Annotated in this window: 9 protein-coding genes; 5 read left to right on the forward strand and 4 right to left on the reverse strand. The window is 64.4% G+C overall.

Going from position 1 to position 15072, the window contains the following annotated elements; all coding sequences use genetic code 11:
• Positions 1 to 79: 79 nt before the first annotated feature.
• Genes recC through recD form a run of 3 tightly spaced genes read left to right on the forward strand, consistent with a single transcriptional unit; the run spans position 80 to position 9194 of the window.
• The gene (gene recC / locus FH061_RS04990) at positions 80 to 3502 is read left to right on the forward strand and encodes an exodeoxyribonuclease V subunit gamma (RefSeq protein WP_151633577.1); all 3423 of its coding nucleotides are present in this window, start codon (positions 80 to 82) and stop codon (positions 3500 to 3502) included.
• Positions 3499 to 7158 (forward strand): exodeoxyribonuclease V subunit beta, encoded by a 3660-nt coding sequence (gene recB / locus FH061_RS04995; protein ID WP_151633578.1) that lies wholly within the window; start codon positions 3499 to 3501, stop codon positions 7156 to 7158. The genes recC and recB overlap by 4 nt, the downstream gene beginning before the upstream one ends.
• The gene (gene recD, locus FH061_RS05000) at positions 7155 to 9194 is read left to right on the forward strand and encodes an exodeoxyribonuclease V subunit alpha (RefSeq protein WP_225984489.1); all 2040 of its coding nucleotides are present in this window, start codon (positions 7155 to 7157) and stop codon (positions 9192 to 9194) included. The genes recB and recD overlap by 4 nt, the downstream gene beginning before the upstream one ends.
• Positions 9195 to 9333: 139 nt before the next feature.
• On the opposite strand, the gene FH061_RS05005 is transcribed toward recD, so the two are convergent.
• Entirely contained in the window at positions 9334 to 9624 is a 291-nt protein-coding gene (locus tag FH061_RS05005; protein ID WP_151633582.1) for an HU family DNA-binding protein, read from the reverse strand.
• A gap of 283 nt (positions 9625 to 9907) precedes the next feature.
• Positions 9908 to 10609 carry a pirin family protein gene (locus tag FH061_RS05010; RefSeq protein WP_151633584.1) on the reverse strand — a complete coding sequence of 234 codons (702 nt, stop codon included), beginning with the start codon at positions 10607 to 10609 and terminating at the stop codon, positions 9908 to 9910.
• 412 nt (positions 10610 to 11021) lie between these two features.
• Between FH061_RS05010 and FH061_RS05015 the strand changes: the two genes are divergently transcribed.
• Positions 11022 to 12608, forward strand: coding sequence for a hypothetical protein (locus FH061_RS05015; RefSeq protein ID WP_151633586.1), 1587 nt, complete (start codon positions 11022 to 11024; stop codon positions 12606 to 12608).
• 103 nt (positions 12609 to 12711) lie between these two features.
• On the opposite strand, the gene FH061_RS05020 is transcribed toward FH061_RS05015, so the two are convergent.
• On the reverse strand, positions 12712 to 13506 hold the full coding sequence (locus tag FH061_RS05020; RefSeq protein WP_151633588.1) for a NosD domain-containing protein: 795 nt from the start codon (positions 13504 to 13506) through the stop codon (positions 12712 to 12714).
• Between the two features lie 171 nt (positions 13507 to 13677).
• Between FH061_RS05020 and FH061_RS05025 the strand changes: the two genes are divergently transcribed.
• The gene (locus FH061_RS05025; RefSeq protein ID WP_151633590.1) at positions 13678 to 14067 is read left to right on the forward strand and encodes a hypothetical protein; all 390 of its coding nucleotides are present in this window, start codon (positions 13678 to 13680) and stop codon (positions 14065 to 14067) included.
• Positions 14068 to 14094: 27 nt separating this feature from the next.
• On the opposite strand, the gene FH061_RS05030 is transcribed toward FH061_RS05025, so the two are convergent.
• A complete protein-coding gene (locus FH061_RS05030) occupies positions 14095 to 15015 on the reverse strand; it encodes a LysR substrate-binding domain-containing protein (protein ID WP_151633592.1) in 921 nt (306 codons plus the stop codon).
• Positions 15016 to 15072 lie beyond the last annotated feature (57 nt).

The raw sequence follows: 15072 nt of genomic DNA on the forward strand, positions 1-15072 counted from the left end.
CGGAATTGCAAAGCCTGTCAATAACAAGACCGATCATCGGCCGGGACCATCCGCAAGAATGGCCGCCGGCCTCATGCCTATGCCTTCTGCCCTTATCCCCGGCTTCATCACTCTCCATGGCAACCGTCTCGAAGACCTGCGCGGCGCCGTCATCGACTGGGTCGGTACGCACCCGCTGGATCCGCTGGAGCAGGAAATCATCCTGGTGCAATCGAATGGCGTCGCCGAATGGCTGAAGATCGCACTCGCCGGGCAGATGGGTGTGTGCGCGGCCACGCGTGTCACCCTGCCGGCCCGCTTCCTGTGGGAAGCCTACCGTGCGGTTCTGGGGAGCGAGGCGATCCCGCCGCGGTCGGCGCTCGATCGCGCTCCGCTGGTCTGGCGACTGATGCGCCTGCTCCCGCAGGTTGCCGCCAAGCCGGGCTTCGAACCCCTGCGTCGCTTTCTGTCGGATCAGGATCCGGAACGCCGCCTGCAGCTTGCGCGCCGCTTGTCCGACCTGATGGACCTGTACCAGGTCTACCGGGCCGACTGGCTGGCCGATTGGGAAAACGGACAGGATGTGGTGCGCGGACTGAAAGGAGAAACACCGGCACTGGCCGAAGACCAGCGCTGGCAAGCCGCGCTGTGGCGCACGATCATTGAAGAGCTGCCGCCATCCGAGCGGCTTACCGGCCGCTCCGGCGTGCATCAGCGCTTTGTCGACGCGCTCCAGTCAGGCGCCGCTCCCAAGACACGCCTGCCGTCGCGCGTCATCCTGTTCGGCATCTCCGCGCTGCCCTACCAGACCATGCAGGCGCTGGCCGCGCTGTCGCAGCAGGTGCAGGTCATCCTCGCGATTCCCAATCCTTGCCAATACTACTGGGGCGACATCATCGAAGGCCGCGAGCTCTTCGCCGCCGAACGCCGCCGCCAGACTTTCCGCGACGGCAAGGACCTGTCCTCCGTCCCCTACGAGCAGATGCATTCGCACTGCAACCCGCTGCTGGCGGCATGGGGAAGGCAGGGCCGCGACTTCATCCGCATGCTCGACGAGTTCGACAACGCCCAGGCCACCGTCGAATCCTTTTCCAACCTGCGGCTGGACCTGTTCAGCGAAGGGCCGGGAGACCATCTGCTGGCACAGGTGCAGTCCGCGATTCGCGACATGCTGCCGCCGGACGAACATCCGCAGTGTCCGCCGGAAGCGGACGACCGCTCGATCGAATTCCATGTCGCCCACAGCGCGCAGCGTGAAGTGGAAATCCTGCACGACGCCCTGCTCGGCATGCTGGCGCAGTCGCCAAGGACCGGCCTGCGCCCGCGCGACATCGTGGTGATGGTGCCGGACATCGAAAACTTCACCCCCGCGATCCAGTCGGTGTTCGGCCAGTACAGCCGCTCGGGCGATCCGCGCCATATTCCCTTCGCCATCGCCGACGTCACCGACCGCGCGCTCAATCCGCTGCCGGCCGCGCTGGAATGGCTGCTGCGCCTGCCGGAACAGCGCTGCCGCCAGAGCGAGGTGCGCGACCTGCTGGAAGTCCCCGCCATTGCCGCCCGCTTCGGCATCGACGAGAAAGACCTGCCTCGCATCGGCCAATGGCTGGACGGCGCCGGCGTGCGCTGGGGGTTGGACCGCGAGCATCGCGAGGCGCTCGGACTGGCGCCGGCCGGTGAACAGAATGCCTGGATCTTCGGCGTGCGGCGCATGCTGCTCGGCTATGCCAACGGCGCCGACTCAAGCTATGCCGGCATCGAACCCTATGGCGAAGTGGGCGGCCTCGACGCCGCTCTCGCCGGTTCGCTGGCCAGCTTCGTCGATACCCTGCTCGGATGGCGCAAGCTGCTGGCGCAGCCGGTCCGTCCCAATATCTGGGGCATTCGCGCGCGCGCCTTGCTGCGCGATTTCTTCGACGTCAAGGAGGAGCAGGACAGGCTGACCTGCGTGCGCCTCGACCAGTCGTTGCAGACCTGGCTGGACGACTGCGCCCAGGCCGGATTTGACGAGGATGTGCCGCTGGCCGTGCTGCGCGAAGCCTGGATCGGCGCTGCCGACGAGAGTTCGCTCAACCAGCGCTTCGTTTCCGGCGGCGTCACCTTCTGCACGCTGATGCCGATGCGTGCCGTGCCCTTCCGCGTCGTCTGCCTGCTCGGCATGAACGACGGCGACTATCCGCGCCGCGCCCAGCATGCCGACTTCGACCTGCTGGCGCAGCCGGGCCTGTCGCGTCCCGGCGACCGTTCGCGGCGCGACGACGACCGCTACCTGATGCTCGAAGCGCTGCTGGCAGCCCGCGACAAGCTCTATATCAGCTGGGTCGGCCGCGACGTGCGCGACAACAGTCCGCAGCCGGCATCGATCCTGGTTTCGCAGCTGCAGGACTATCTTCGCTCGGGCTGGGGCATCGACCCGGCCGCGCTGACCACCGAGCATCCCCTGCAGCCGTTCAGCCGCCGCTATTTCGACGGCAGCGGCGTGCGCACCTTCGCCCGCGAATGGCGCGCCGCGCACAGGAGCGGAGAACTGCAGGCGGCGCGCGATATCCCGCCTTGGAACCCGGGTGCCGACCTGCGCCTCGGCCTCAAGAGCCTGGCGCGTTTCATCCGCCAGCCGGCGGCGGCCTTCTTCCATGAAAGGCTGGGCGTCTATTTCTCCGAGCATGTGGAAATCGGCCGGGACGATGAGCCCTTCTTCCTCAACAAGCTCGAGGAATATCAGGTGGTGCGCAGCCTGCTCGACGACAACGGCGCGCAGGAAGCCGCATCGGGCGTCGAGGAACTGCTGCGCGAACGCGCCGAGCGGCTGGGCAGGAAAGGCATCCTGCCAATCGGCCATGCGGGCAGGCAATGGCAGGACGCCATCGTGCAGACGCTGGTGCCGGTGCGCAGCGTCTGGGTCGATCTGCGTCGCCAGTATCCGCATCCCGCGCCGCGCCTGCCGGTATCCATCGCTTGCGGCGGCATCCGCCTCGAGGACTGGATCGACAAGCTGCACAGCGACGGCGAGCAGACCGCCTGGCTGGACATCGATCCCGGAAAGGTCCTCGGGAAAATCAAGGGCAAGGACGTGCTGCGGGCCGACAAGCTGATCCATGCCTGGCTGCGCCAGCTTGCCGCGGCCGCCGCCGGCTACAGCGTGACCGGCTATATCGTGGCGCGCGACCGGCTGCTGGTGCTGGCGCCGCTGGAACGGGAAATCTCGCAGCGCACGCTCGAACAGCTCGTCTCGCTGTGGCGCGCCGGCATGGACCGGCCGTTGCCGACGGCCTGCAAGACGGCGCTGCAAATGCTTGCCGCAGGCGATCCCCGCACCGCTTACGACGGCGGTTTCCAGACCGGTGGCGAAGTGAGCGATGCCTGCCTCGGGCGGCTGTGGCCCTCCTTCGAAGCGCTTTCCGCCGAACCCGACTGGCAGGATTGCAGCCAGCGCCTCTATGGCCCCTTGCATGAATGGGTCGTCAGCGGCGTCGCCGATTTTCCGCTGGACGCGGTGCCGGCGCAGAAACAGGAGGCCGCATGAGCCAGTTGCTTGACCCCATCGATTTTCCCCTGCACGGCGCGCGCCTGATCGAGGCCAGCGCCGGCACCGGCAAGACCTGGACCATCGCCGCGCTGTACGTGCGGCTGGTGCTCGGCCATGGCGGCGAATGCGGGTTCAGCAAGCCGCTGCAGCCATCGGAAATCCTGGTCATGACCTTCACCCGCGCCGCCACGCGCGAACTGTCGGACCGCATCCGGGCCCGCCTGGTGGAAGCCGCCGCCTTCTTCCGCGGCGAGCATGTGGCCGAAGACGACTTCCTGCTGCAGCTTGCCGACTGCTATCCGGAACAGGCAATGCGCGAACAGGCGGCACGGCGACTGATGCTGGCCGCCGAGGCGATGGATGAATCGGCGGTCTTCACCATTGATGCATGGTGCCAGCGCATGCTGCGCGAGCATGCGTTCGACAGCGGCTGCCTGTTTGACGAAGAACTCATCAGCAGCGAACGCCAGCTGAAGAAGGACGCGGTGCGCGACTACTGGCGGCATCATGTCTATTCGCTCGACCGTGCCGCGCTGGCAGCGGTGCAGCAGTGCTGGATGGATCTCGACGCCTTTGAAAACGCACTGGGCAGCCTGGTGGAGCGCGCTCACCTTCTGGAATGCGCACAGCAGGAAACCCTGTCGGCGATGCTGGCCCGCATCGAGCAGGAAAACCGGCGCTGCGCCGACCAGCTGCGCAAGGGCTGGGCCGGCAAGGCCGCCGCGCTACAGGCATGGCTGGCGGACAATCGCGGCGCGATCAGCGGCACCAAGCTGCAGCCCGGCACGGCGGCGGCATTCTTCGAAGCCCTGCATGAATGGGCGGCAAGCGACAAGCTGGTGAAACCGCGCCCGGAGTTCTTCAAGGGCGCGCCGAAAATGGTCCCCGCCGCGCTGCAGGCCGCCTTCAACAAGGGCAAGAACGTGGAGCTGCCGGCGGAATGCGCCGAGCTGGAGGGCCTGCTCGACGCATTGAACGCGATCACGCCCCTGGAACATGCGCTGCTCACGCATTCGGCGGTGACGATCGCGAAACGCATGGCGGAACTGAAGCAGCGCAGCCGCCAGTTCGGCTTCGCCGACATGCTGTCGCGCCTCAAGAGCGCGCTCCATGGCGACAACGGCGAGGCGCTGCGCAAGCGCATCATCACCCAGTATCCGGTGGCCCTGATCGATGAATTCCAGGACACCTCGCCCGACCAGTACCGCATCTTCGACGCGCTGTACCGGGTCGGAGAGGAGAATGCCTCGCTTGCCCTGTTCATGATCGGCGATCCCAAGCAGGCGATCTACGGCTTCCGCGGCGCCGACATCCACAGCTATCTGGCCGCACGGCGCGCGACCGAAGGGCGCCACTTCAGGCTGACGCGGAATTTCCGATCAACCGAAGGCGTGGTGCGCGCAGTCAATCATCTCTTCCTGCATGCGGAAGGCAGCGACGCGGCTTCCGGCCATCCGCGCGGCGCGTTCGGCTTCCGTGACAGCGGCATCAATCCGCTCCCTTTCGAGGAAGTCACCGCGCACGGCCGCAAGGAATGCCTGGTCGCCGACGGCAAGGGCATTGCCGCGCTGACGATCTGGTCGAACGAAAACGACGGCCTGGTGCAGGAAACCTACCGTACCGGCTTCGCCGCCCAGTGCGCGGAGAAAATCGCCACGCTGCTCGGCAACCCGGGCGTGGGCTTCAGTTCCGATGCGGGCTTCGAGCGTCTGCGTCCCGCCGACATTGCCATCCTCGTGCGCGACCGCTATGAAGCCGAAGCGATCAGGGCCGAGCTCGAGCGCCGGCGCGTGCCGAGCGTCTATCTGTCGGACAAGGATTCCGTGTTCGACAGCGAGGAAGCCGCCGACGTGCTGCGCTGGATGCATGCGGTCTCCAATCCGCTTGACGGCGCCCTCGGGCGCGCCGCCTATGCGACGCGCACCGTCGGTTTCAGCCTGCCGCTGCTGGCCGAGATCGCCGCCGACGATGCGCGCTGGGATGCCTGCATCGAACAGCTCAAGGCATGGCGGCTGGTATGGCAGCGGCATGGCGTGCTGGCCATGCTGCGCCAGCTGATACACGACTTGGACATTCCCGCCCGACTGCTGCAGGAAGCCAGCGGCGAGCGCCGCCTCACCAACCTGCTGCATCTTGCCGAGCTGCTGCAGAAGGCCGGCACCCGCCTCGACGGCGAACAGGCGCTGATCCGCTGGCTGGCGGCGCAGATCGAAGGCGAAGGCGAATCCGACGATGAACGCATCCTGCGGCTGGAAAGCGATGACCAGCTGGTGAAAATCGTGACCGTCTACAAATCCAAGGGGCTGGAGTATCCGCTGGTGTTCCTGCCGTTCGCGGTATCGGCGCGGCGCATCGCCAAGGGCCGCAGCCGCTTCCTGGAAATCGCGGAGCGCAGCGGCACGCGGCGCATCGACTTTGCGCTGGCGGCCGAAACCATCGCGCTGGCAGACCAGTCCCGCCTGGAAGAGGAACTGCGCCTGTTCTACGTGGCATTGACGCGGGCACGGCATGCATTGTGGATGGGAGTGGCGTCGCTGGACGGCGCCTTCCATCATTGTGCGTTCGGCTATCTGCTCGCCGGCGGCAATCCGGTGGTCGCGGCGGCGCTGACCCAGACCATGCGCGATGCCTGCGCGTCATGCGCGCATATCGACATCGAGGTCATCAACACCGAGGAAATCGGCTGCACCACGCTTGCGCGCGACGAGCAGCAGGCGGCGCTGGGCGAGGCTGCCGAGTTCGACGCGCAATTCGAGCGCGGCTGGTCGGTATCGAGCTATACCTCGATCACCCGCGATCTCGGCCCGGCGCCAGCGCTGGCCACTACCGCCGCACCCGGCACCCCGGCCGAAGACAAGCTGCTGGAGGACGACGACGTGCAGCCGTTGCCGTCGCTTCCGGCGCTGCATCGGCGCGACGGACCCTGGCACCGCTTCCCGCGCGGCTCGCTTCCCGGGCAGTTCCTGCATGCCCAGCTGGAGTGGCTGGCCGGCGAAGGCTTCGCCGCCGCAAACGAGGCCGATTTCGCCACCCGGCTGGCCGCGCGCTGCGAGCGCGCCGGATGGGGAAATCACCAGGAAGACACCATCGAATGGGTGATTGCCGCATGCACCACCGAGCTGCCGCCGCTGCGGGCCGCGTTGTCCGATCTGGCCAGGACCATTCCGGAAATGGAATTCTGGGTGCCGCTGGAGCGTGTGGGCAGCCGCGACATCGATCTGCTGTGCCGCACCCATCTTCTGCCTGGGGAAGACCGGCCGGCGCTGGCCGAACGCCAGCTGCAGGGCATGCTGCGCGGCTTCCAGGACCTGGTGTTCGAGCATGACGGCCGCTACTGGGTCATGGATTACAAGTCCAACCAGCTGGCCGGCGACGATGCCGGCTACCACCGGGATGCGCTGGCCAAGGCCGTGGTCGCCAACCGCTACGACGTGCAGGGGACAATCTACCTGCTGGCGCTGCACAGGCTGCTCAAGAGCCGGCTCGGCGCCGATTACGATCCCGCGGAAAAGCTGGGCGGCGTGGTGTTCTTTTTCCTGCGCGGCATCAACAATGGCCAGACGCGCGGCTGCCACCACATGCCGGCCGATGCCGCGCTGCTGGATGAACTGGAAGCGCTGCTGGCCGAAGACAAAGAGGAAACATGGGCATGATCGACAGCACCGCATTGTTCGGGCAGTTCGAGACATTCGTCGCGGAAGGCCTGCTGCAAAGGCTGGGATGCGCGTTCGCGCGCTTCATCGATACGCTCGGCCGCACGCCGCCGCCGGTCACCCTGGCATGCGCCGTGCTGTCGGAACTGGAAACGCGCGGCCACAGCTGCCTTTTTCTTTCCGACCTGGTGACTTCGCCGTGCGCGCTGCTGGGCTGGCCGCCGGAACAATGGCAAGGCTTGTGCGATGCCGCCGGCGGCGTGCCGGATTCGGCCGCCGCCTGGCAGCTGGCGCTGGCGGCCTGCGATCATGTCTGGGTAACCGGCAGCGCCGACCGCGGACAGCCGCTGGTGCTCGAGGGCGAACGTCTTTACCTGCGCCGCTACTGGCGCAATGAAACCCTGGTCGCGACCGCGGTGGCCGGCCGCGCGGCACGCCGGCGCGACATCGACGTGCAAGCCGTGCGCACCTGGCTGGACCGGCTGTTCGATGCCGGCGCCGGCGGCGAAGGCGATCCGGACTGGCAGAAGATGGCCTGCGCCATCGCGGCGCGCAGCCACCTGGCCATCATCACGGGCGGACCCGGCACGGGCAAGACCTATACCGTGGCCCGCCTGCTGGCCTTGCTGTACGCGCTCGCCGACAAACCCGAAGCCATGCGCGTGGCCCTGACCGCGCCGACCGGCAAGGCCGCGACCCGGCTCAAGCAGTCGATCGATGCCGCGCTCGCGGACCTCGACGGCAAGGCCGGCGACATGCCGCTACCTCTTCCTGCCGGCATCGGCGCGGCCAGCACGCTGCACAGCCTGCTGGGAGCCCGGCCCGATACCAGGGCGTTCCGCCATCACGCCGGCAATCCGCTCGACATCGATGTGCTGATCGTCGATGAAGCCTCGATGGTGCACCTGGAGATGATGGCCGCATTGCTCGACGCGGTGCCCGCGCATGCGGTCGTCATCCTCCTCGGCGACAAGGACCAGCTGGCTTCGGTCGAAGCCGGCGCGGTGCTCGGCGACCTGTGCGCCGAGGCCGAGCATGGCAACTACCTGCAGGAGACCGCCGACTATATCGCCGCGGCCTGCGGCGAGAGGCTGCCGGCGGCAATGGTCAGGGGCGGCGACATCCTGTCCCAGCAAACGGTCATGCTGCGCAAGAGCCGGCGTTTCGGCGGCCCGGTCGGCGTGCTGGCAACCGCCATCAACCGCGGCGATGCCATCGAATCTTCCGCCTGCCTGCGGCGCGCCGAAGGCAGGGTGTTATCGTGGATCGATGCGGCGCGCCAGACCGATCTGCTGCAGCTGGCGCTGGAAGGACGGGCCGGCGCGGAAGGCGGCTATCACGCCTATCTGCATTTGCTGAAAAGGGAGCCCAGGGGCGACAGGGAAGCGCACGCGGCCTGGGCTCACGAGGTGCTGAAGGCCTTCGAAGGCTTCCGCCTGCTGTGCGCGGTGCGTGAAGGCGAATGGGGTGTGAACGGCATCAACGAAGCGGTCGAAAAACATTTCGATGCCAAGGGCCTGATCCGCCGCCGCGGCGAATGGTATGTCGGCAGGCCGGTCATGATCACCCGCAATGACGGCGCGCTCGGCTTGTCGAACGGCGATATCGGCATCGCCCTTCCCGATCCCGACCGCCCGGAGGCGCTGCGCGTCTATCTGCTCGATGGCAAAGGCGTGGCCGGCGTGCTGCCGAGCCGGCTGCCGCAGGTGGAAACCGCCTACGCCACCACGGTGCACAAGGCCCAGGGTTCGGAGTTTGCGCATGCGGTGATGGTGCTGCCGCCAGAAGCCGGACCGGTCGTCACGCGGGAGCTGGTGTATACCGGCATTACCCGCGCCAAGCAGCATTTCACGCTGGTATCACCGAATGCGGCGGTGCTGGACGGCGCCGTCGGACGGCAGACGAGGCGCATGACCGGCTTGCGCATGATGCTCAAGACGCAGGCGCTGCCCGCTCCTGTCACTGCCGCACCGCGCAAGCGTTCGCGCGCCTTGCGTGTCAGCCCGCCGGGACAGGGCGAATTCGATTTCGGTTGAGATTCCCGCTGAAGCCTGCGTGCCTGCGTACCTGCGTACCAGAGGGGCAGCGCGGAAACGCCAGGGTAAACGCAACGGGGCGGAAGGAAAGCTGTCTTTCCTTCCGCCCCGTCTTGATCGGACTGCTGTCGCGGGCCGATTACTTGGCGACCTTGACCTTGGCGACCAGTTCCTTCAGGGCCGGCGCGGCCTTGAAGCGAACATTCTTGGAAGCCTTGATCTTGATCGTTTCGCCTGTCGCCGGGTTGCGGCCGGTACGTGCTGCGCGCTGGGACACGGTGAAGGTGCCGAGATCAGGGAAGGAGAAACGGCCTTCCTTCTTCAGGTCAGCGCCCACGAAGCCGAATACCTGCTCGACGATTTCCTTGGCTTTCACCTTGGTCAGTTCGTGTTCGGCTGCGACGGTGTCGATGATTTCGCTTTTGTTCAATTCAATCTCCGATGATGCATCTGTTGTTTAGCTGTGGTGTGAGGCGTTACCGCCCGTCGTGGATAGTACTAAACCGGTGCCCGTAGTCAAGCCCCACGCGAGGGAAAACACCGCTTCGCCACATTCTTTGCACTGCAGCAGACACTTTGTTCATCTGCCCGGCAGGCAGACATGGCCGATTTCGGGCAATTGGTCAGGCCATCGGATGAAAATCAAGCGGCCCTCGACGGCCCGCGGCGGCCTTCAAGAACCTAGGAGAGAACAACCGCGGACCGCAAGCAGATCAGTAAGGCAAATCGAACAGCAGCACTTCGGCGGCTTCGGCATTGCTCAGCGAAACGAGGCTTTCGCCGGAAATCTTCAGGCCGTCACCGCCGCCCAGGACGACACCGTTGATTTCGATACGGCCGCGCACCACGTGCACATAGGCGGTTCTTCCTTCGGTCAGGCGATGTTCGACGCGGTCCTGGCCATTGAGAATGGACGCATAGATCGATGCATCCTGCTGCACCGATACCGAGCCGTCGCGGCCGTCCGGCGACACGATCAGGCGCAGCTTGCCCTGCTTGGACTCGGCATCGAAATGCTTTTCTTCATAGGACGGCTCGATGCCTCGCAGGTTGGGTTCGATCCAGATCTGCAGGAAATGCACGCGGTCGCTTGCCGAATGATTGAATTCGCTGTGCCGCACGCCGGTGCCCGCGCTCATGCGCTGCACGTCGCCGTAACGAAGCACCGATCCATTGCCCATGCTGTCCTTGTGTTCCAGCGCGCCGTCCAGCACATAGGAAATGATTTCCATGTTGCTGTGGCCATGGGTGCCGAAACCGCGGGACGGCTCGACCTCATCCTCGTTGATGACCCGCAGAGGTCCGAAGCCGACCTGGCGGGGATCGAAATACTCGCCGAAGGAAAAGGTGTGACGGGAATTGAGCCAACCGAAACTGGCTGCGCCGCGCTCTGTGCTTTTACGTACTTCCAACATGATCGACTCCTTTTGAATATCCATGATGTTCGAAACTTTCGAATTTCCTTGCTTTGCTTTTCTCTCGCCGCCCCGTTTCGTATCGGGCATGTCAGTATTATGGGGACGAGAACCAGGTTGAAAAAGCGGAAAGTTTGCCGTCCTACTTTCGAAAATTTTGAAAATACCGAGGAAACCGGCCGGGCACAGCCCCTGATGAGAGCTGGAACTATGTCGCGCGCCCATCCACTCACGAGTGGGTCCGCCGTTCCCGCCGCTCTTTCAGCGTGCTGGCGGAAACGGCCCGCGGTGTGCGGTGCATTCACCTGTCGCATTCCAGCGGACACGGAAAGCCGCCCCGGTGCCGGATCTATTCCAGCGCCTGCGACATTCCCGGTCCTGCGGCACGCAGCAATATCAAGGACTACAGCTCATGACCAGGATCAGCACCTTTTCCACCACTTCAATGCAGGCACAGCCCACGCAGCACGCACCGGCGCAGAACGGGGGCAAGCCGCCAGCAGCGGTGGCGCCTGCGATCCCGGCAAGAAACAATGGCCTCCCTGCCGCGAAGGCGGCACGCGACCGGCGCCGCATGGAAAGGCTGGTGGATCAACCTGTCCGAAAGATCACCGACGACTCAGGCTATGCTACGGGAGGAGAAGAGCCATTCACGCCGGCAAAATCGCCGTCCGAGGAAGGTTCGTCGCACAGATACACGCTGCCCGAACCAAATCGCGTGTCCAGCATCGCATCCTCTCATTACAGCAAAACAGGTTTCGACGATCTCGGGTCGATTCCGGATTCGCCATTGCCCGGCAGGGCCGGCGGCGAGCTTGATAAAGCTTCCATCGAATCGAACGAGCCAGCGCACGATTGGACGAGCGTGACACGTTCCTTTCACAAGACTCCCAGGATGTCCGACCTGGACTCGATCACGGACTGGGGGTCGACACGGGAGAACTCGACTCCGGCGCTCGAGTTGATCAAGGATGCACACGATGCCGACAATAGCGTCAACCACCTGCAGACGCGGGCAAAAATCGTCAAGTCCCGCATGCGCCGGGCGCTGGTAGACGCGCTGCATGGCGGCGATGCCGAAGCCATCTCCTATCTTCGCCGGCAGATGTATTACATCGGCGACCGGAATTACTGCGCAGAGATCATCATCGCGGCCGCCCGCGAATGCCCTGGCGTGGAATCCAGAGCAAGCGCGCGGGCCGTGCAGCAATTCATGCGCCTGCTCACGTACCGTACGACGGCTGCGGAGCGCCAGCAAGCCACACAAGCCATTCGGAAAAAGTATACGGCCGACCGGATTGCCTCCCGGCTCGATCTCGCCCTGCAACAGAACGATGCCGCGGAGATCGAGGACTTGCGCATGCTGATGTCGGAATTATCGATCTCGCTCGATCAGGAACAGTTGAAAGCGGCGGTAGAGCGGCTGCCTGAGGCAGTCGGGCAAGGACGCGGCAGCGCCGTCAGGGCCTGCGCGCCGCTGCTTCGCCAGGCGCCGGGAGGGGGCTGGTACCACAGCGCGATCATCAGTGCGGCGGACCAGTGCATCTCGGCGCCTGCGGAGTCGCGTGCGGATGCGATCGCGGGAATCACGCTCCTCGCCGGTGGCCTGGATAATGCCTCCCTGGAGCGGGTGCTGACAAGCTTGGCCAGATCGCTGCCCCATCAGCAAGACGCAGGTCGTCCAAGCGCGGTGCGAGCTTTCGGCGACGCCATCGCCCGGCATGCCGGACAGCTCGACAAGGCTGCGCGGGCGCGCCTGCTGGCCGAATTCGAGACTGCGGTAAAGCCGCGCAAGGCCGACCCGGAATTTTCCGAGGCATGCCGGGATGTCCGCACCAGGCTGAAGGGTCAGCCCGGAAAACTCCCCCGGATTGTCAACCGTGCCTTCAATGGAACCGGATCTCCGGCCGATACCGCACCGACACGTGAAGAGCCGCAATATCTGACCATGCTTGTCCCTGCCGAGCCATCCGGTCTCTTTACTCTCCCTATGATTTAGAGGGAAAGAGAGTAAGGAAAAGCCAAAGGCGGTTGCGGTTGCGATGCGAGGCCGAATATTCGGCCCCGAACGGGAGCGGCACCACCCGTCAGCGTATCCCCCTTTATCCCACCAAATTACTGGCGCGCGCGCCGGGTTCAAAGGTGATGCCGTCACCACCGGCTATCGTCGGGTTGTTATCAATGATGTATCCGGAAGTGCCGCTCTTTATGTCCACCACCGAATCAGCGTAATGCTCCCCGCTCAGACCGGAACCGTTAAAGATATTGTTAAGGATAATGCCGCCGCTCGTGCCCTCCTTGACGTCGATATTCTCCGCGCGGACATTGGGTCCGAACACATTGTTGACAATCATGTTGTCATTGCTCTGATCATTGGCGAGGTTTTTCGGATCGGAGCCGATGTACACGCCTTCACCGAAACCCGGGTCTTTCAGGCCGGTATTGTCGATCAAGGAATTCTGCAGCAGATTGCGCGAACTGTTCTCGCGGAAGTGAATACCTTCCTGTCCCGTGTCCTTGACTGTCAGGCCGTCAAGGACGTTGTCGCTGGATTTGTCCAGCATGATGCCCTTCTGGCCTCCCGATACGGTAAAGCCGCTCAGGGTATTGTTGTTGCTGTCATCCAGGTGCAGTGCATACCCGTCGTCGCCGCCCTTGATGACGGCATCCTTCGAGCCTTCGATCGTGACTCCTGATTTGCCTTTCAGCGAGAAGTTGCCTTCATACACGCCGTCGGCAAGACGAATCTTGGTGCCAGATTCGGCATTGGCCATCGCGTCCTTCAATTCTTCCGAATTGCGAACTTCGACCGTCTTGGTGATAGGGACTTTTTCCTTGACGTTATCCGGTGTCTGAACGGAATTGCTTCCATGATTCTTATTGACTGGAATTCCCATGTTTGCCTCGATATCGATAGGTTAAAAAAGCAGACGCGCAGCCAGTAACCCTTGATGCGCTTTTTAACATCCTGCATACATGAGTAGCATGGGGCAGAAAATAAATCCACAAGACCTCCGTTATACAATGCGGCACAATGTCGCGTTCCCAATCGACAGAAGGACTGGACCATGGATGAAAGAAAAGACCTGATCGCGCTCTCGCACGCGTTGCGCCGGTTGCATCAGTCGCTTGTCGGCGTCGCACGGCGTGAGTACGAGGCGGAATGGGGTGAAGTCGACCCGGGCCAGCTGCTGCAGTTGCTGACCAAGCATCCCGGCTTCGAATGGCTGCGGGAATTGAGCGGCCTGATGACCTATATCGATGAACTGACCGACCAGGAGAGCATCGGCGCCGAAGAGGCGCAGGCGGCGCACGGCGCGGCAAGAAAGCTGCTGCTGCCGGGAAGCGACACCGCGCAGCCCGGGCCATTCACGCTGCGCTACCGCGACATACTGCAGGCGGAGCCCTTGGTGGTCATGGAACATGCGGCGGTGCGCAAGCTGCTCGACAGGAGCTGACCCGTTCGATCGATTGCCGCCTGGAAGTCAGCAGGCGGGCACGAGGCCGGCGAAGCGTTCCGGTGAAGCATACCGGCGCGCGCGTTCCAGCCACCACTTGAGCGCCGCGCCTTCCTCGCCGGTGCGCCAGGCCAGGTAGAACACTTCCTCCGCCCTCGGTTCTTCCACTTCCTTGACCACCAGCGCACCGGTGGCCAGTGCCTCCCGCACGCAGGCTTCCGGCAGGAAGCCGAATCCGAGGCCGGCCATCTGGAGATGGTATTTGGTCCGCATGTCCGGCACGGTCAGGGTTTCCTGGCCCAGCAGCAGGCCAACAGTGCGTGCCGGCGTCTGGCGCACGGAATCGGCCACCGATATGGCACGGTAGCCGCGCAGGTCATCCTTGCGCAACGGGCGGTCGATGGCGGCGAGCGGATGCGAAGGCGCGACCGCGAACAGAAAGCGCACCGTGCCGATGGCTTCTGCCTTGTAGCCCCCGCCGGACGGGCCCTCGCCCGCCGCCCCGATCAGCAGATCCACGCGCCGGTCGAGCAGCGCTTCCCAGCTTCCCGACAGCGCTTCCTGCACGATCCTCAGCCGGGTCTGGTCGGCCACCTGGTAAAACGCCTGGATGTCCTCTTTCAGCGCGATCGGGCTCAGCATGGAATCCATGCCGACGGCAAATTCGGTTTCCCAGCCTGAGGCAACTCGCCTCACGCGCATTTCCAGGTCGCCGGCGGCGCGCAATAAATGCCTTCCCTCCTTGAGCAACTCCTTGCCGGCAGCTGTCAATATGACCTTGGGACCGGAACGCTCGAACAGCGCAACGCCGAGGTCTTCTTCCAGCTTGGCCACCGTATAGGAAATCGTGGACGGCACGCGAAAGACTTCCTTGCCCGCCGCGGAAAAGGATCCGAGACGATCGATCGCATCAACGATCTGGAGAGCTTCGAGGGTCAGTTTCAGCATGTGCATACCTGCGCCGGTGGGCATGGGGTGATTGGTTATGTCGCTTGTCGTTCCACA

Source organism: Noviherbaspirillum aerium, from assembly GCF_008929045.1.
In the GTDB taxonomy this organism is placed as follows: domain Bacteria; phylum Pseudomonadota; class Gammaproteobacteria; order Burkholderiales; family Burkholderiaceae_D; genus Noviherbaspirillum; species Noviherbaspirillum aerium.